Here is a 2521-nt window from a genome sequence, read left to right on the forward strand (position 1 = left end):
CCCCTGCGGCCCGAAGGTCAGGAGGAGCAGGTAACCCGTCACCACCGGCGGCAGGATGAGCGGCAGATGCACGAGGCCGTTGACGATCTGCTTGCCCGGGAACTCCCAGCGCGCCAGGGCGTAGGCGGTGAAGAGCCCGACGGGCAGGCTCGCCAGCGTCGCCCAGACCGACACGCGCAGCGAGAGCGCGACGGCCTGCCACTCCTCCGCCCCGAGCCAGTCCATGCCTCAGTCCGCGACCACGGCGAAGCCCTCCGCCTCGAAGGCCGCGCGGGCCTCCGCCCCGGCGAGGTAGTCGAGAAAGGCCGCCGCCGGCCCCTCCGCCCCGGCGGTCGCCGCGGCCGGGTAGACGATCGGCGGATGTGTCTCCGGCGGGACGGTGGCGAGCGCGGTCACGCCGTCCTCGGCGCGCGCGTCAGTGGCGTAGACGATGCCGTAGGGCGCCGCGCCCGTGGCCACCAGCGCGAGGGCGGCGCGCACGTTGTCGGCCTGCGCCACCCGCGGCGCGACGTCCTCCCAGAGGCCGAGGCTCTCCAGCGCCGCCTTGCCGTATATCCCGGCGGGCACCGCCTCCACCAGCGCCATGGCGAGCCGCCCGTCCCCGATAAGCCCGGCGAGGTCGAGGTCCGGCCCGATCTCGACCGGCGCGGCCTCGGAGCCATGGGCGATCAGCACGAGCGCGTTGCGCAGGAGATCCACGCGCGTGCCCGGCGCGAGCCGCCCCGCCGCTTCCAGGTCGTCCATCCAGCCGGGATTGGCGGAGATGAAAACATCCGCCGGCGCGCCCGCCTCGATCTGCCGGGCGAGCGCCGCGGAGCCGGCGAGCGAGACGGCGACCTCGTGGCCGGTCGCGGCCTCGAAGCCCGCCTCGACCTCGGCCATGGCGTCGGTCAGGCTGGCGGCCGCGAAGACGGTCAGCCGCTCGGCCGCGGCGGGCGCCGCGGCGGCGAGAAGGGTGGCGACAGCGATGGAGGGCCGGACAGGCACGAAGCAAGCTCTTTCTGACGTTATGTTCCGCGAAACATATTGCGAGACCACGGGGCGCGCGCAAGCGTTATCTTCCATCGGACATATCCGCGAGCATGGCCTGCAGCGCCGCGATCTCGGCCGCGCCGGCCTCCGCCGCGATGCGCTCCAGCGCGCGATAGTGGCCGAGTACCGCCTCGCCGGCCTCGGTCAGCTGGGCCCCGCCGCCGCGCGCACCGCCGCGCGTGCGCGCAACGAGCGGTGCGCGGAAGGCGGCGTTCATCTCCTCCACGAGCGACCAGGCGCGCTTGTAGCTCATCCCCATCGCGCGCCCCGCCCCGGCGATCGAGCCGGCGTCGCGGATGGCATCGAGGAGATCGGCCTTGCCCGGCCCGAGCATCTTCCCCTTTCCGAACAGCAGACGGATGCGCAGCGCAGGTTCGCAGGGCACGGGGCACGGCTCATTCATGACGGCAGAATGGCCGCCGGTGGCATGGCGCACAAGGCGGACCGACGGTCCCGGTGGCCACCCGCGCCCTCCGGCGCGGGCACGACACCACGCGCGGGCAACGCCGGGCGGCTCGACGTCGGCGCCGCGATGGGTGACGACCCGGCGCAGGTGCAGGCGCCCGCGCACCGGGCGTCTCCGCCGGGGCAGGATCGCAGGTTTAAGGCGTGACGGTGTCGTCCCGCCGGGGTCGGGCGCGCGGCCGTTCGGGCGTGACCCGCGGCCTGGACAGCTCCCCGAATTGCCGGCCCCGCACGAGGAGCGGGTCCCGCGCAAGCGCGGCCACCGCCAGGCAGAGCCGCGGGGTCCGGCGGCACGGCCGGACGGCGGCTCTTTCCGTGGTCCCGCGCGGCCCCGATGCCGCAAGCGGGACAGGGCGCGCCCTGTATCGTCGCTCAGATCACCCCGATCTCCGCGAGCGCCGCGCTCAGGTCCGGCGGCAGCGTCTCTTCCTCGGCGCGTCCGGTCGGAAGGTCGGCGGGGCTGTCCTCGGGCACGAGGTAGCGCCACCCCTGAAAGGCGCGGCGCGGCGCCGGGCGCGTGCGCACCAGCTCCGGATCGAGCACCAGCGCGCAGCGACGCACGCCGTCGCGTCCCTCCACGGCATCGAGGCGCAGGATGCGCTGGCGGCACTGGATGATCCCCTTGATCACCCAGTAGATCGAGCCGCCCGAGAGGATCTCGGCCTCGCGCTTCGGCCACATGCGTGTCATGTGGCGCGGATGGCCGTCGGCGCCCCGGGCGGCGCGGCTCCCCTGCCATGCGGCGAGGGTCTCGACGCTCTCGGTGCCCGCACTCAGTTTCACAAGGTTTATGTGCTCTCGCCCCATGACTCCCCCAAGTCTTGGGACTATATTAACCTTCCTCGCCATGCTGACAACCGGACGCCCGCCGAAGGACGCCGCCCATGAGCCGTTTCGCCGCCCCCATCGCCGAGTCCATCTGGGACATGAAATACCGCTTCAAACAGGCGGACGGCTCGCCCGTCGACCGCACGGTCGAGGACAGCTGGCGCCGCGTGGCGCGCGCGCTGGCCGCGGTGGAGGC

At 73.7% G+C, this 2521-nt stretch carries 3 protein-coding genes and 1 pseudogene; all 4 read right to left on the bottom strand.

Translation table 11 applies throughout. The annotated features are described in order from the left end of the window. Window positions 1-225 (bottom strand): annotated as a pseudogene (locus ACESL7_RS15355) (molybdate ABC transporter permease subunit); the annotation flags it as partial. 3 nt (window positions 226-228) lie between these two features. Continuing rightward, window positions 229-987 (bottom strand): molybdate ABC transporter substrate-binding protein, encoded by a 759-nt coding sequence (gene modA, locus ACESL7_RS15360; protein WP_372894166.1) that lies wholly within the window; start codon window positions 985-987, stop codon window positions 229-231. A gap of 67 nt (window positions 988-1054) precedes the next feature. Continuing rightward, complete coding sequence (locus tag ACESL7_RS15365; RefSeq protein WP_372894168.1) at window positions 1055-1366, bottom strand: winged helix-turn-helix domain-containing protein; 312 nt, start codon at window positions 1364-1366, stop codon at window positions 1055-1057. A gap of 503 nt (window positions 1367-1869) precedes the next feature. After that, window positions 1870-2304, bottom strand: a complete 435-nt coding sequence (locus ACESL7_RS15370) for a DUF1489 family protein (protein WP_372894167.1) — start codon at window positions 2302-2304, stop codon at window positions 1870-1872. Window positions 2305-2521 lie beyond the last annotated feature (217 nt).

The organism is Rhodosalinus sp. (assembly GCF_041685465.1).
In the GTDB taxonomy this organism is placed as follows: Bacteria; Pseudomonadota; Alphaproteobacteria; order Rhodobacterales; family Rhodobacteraceae; genus Rhodosalinus.

Bases quoted from the DNA above. Each gene is read 5' to 3' on its own strand.
- ACESL7_RS15365 (WP_372894168.1), bottom strand. From the start codon at position 1,366: ATGCTCGGGCCGGGCAAGGCCGATCTCCTCGATGCCATCCGCGACGCC.
- ACESL7_RS15370 (WP_372894167.1), bottom strand. From the start codon at position 2,304: ATGGGGCGAGAGCACATAAACCTTGTGAAACTGAGTGCGGGCACCGAG.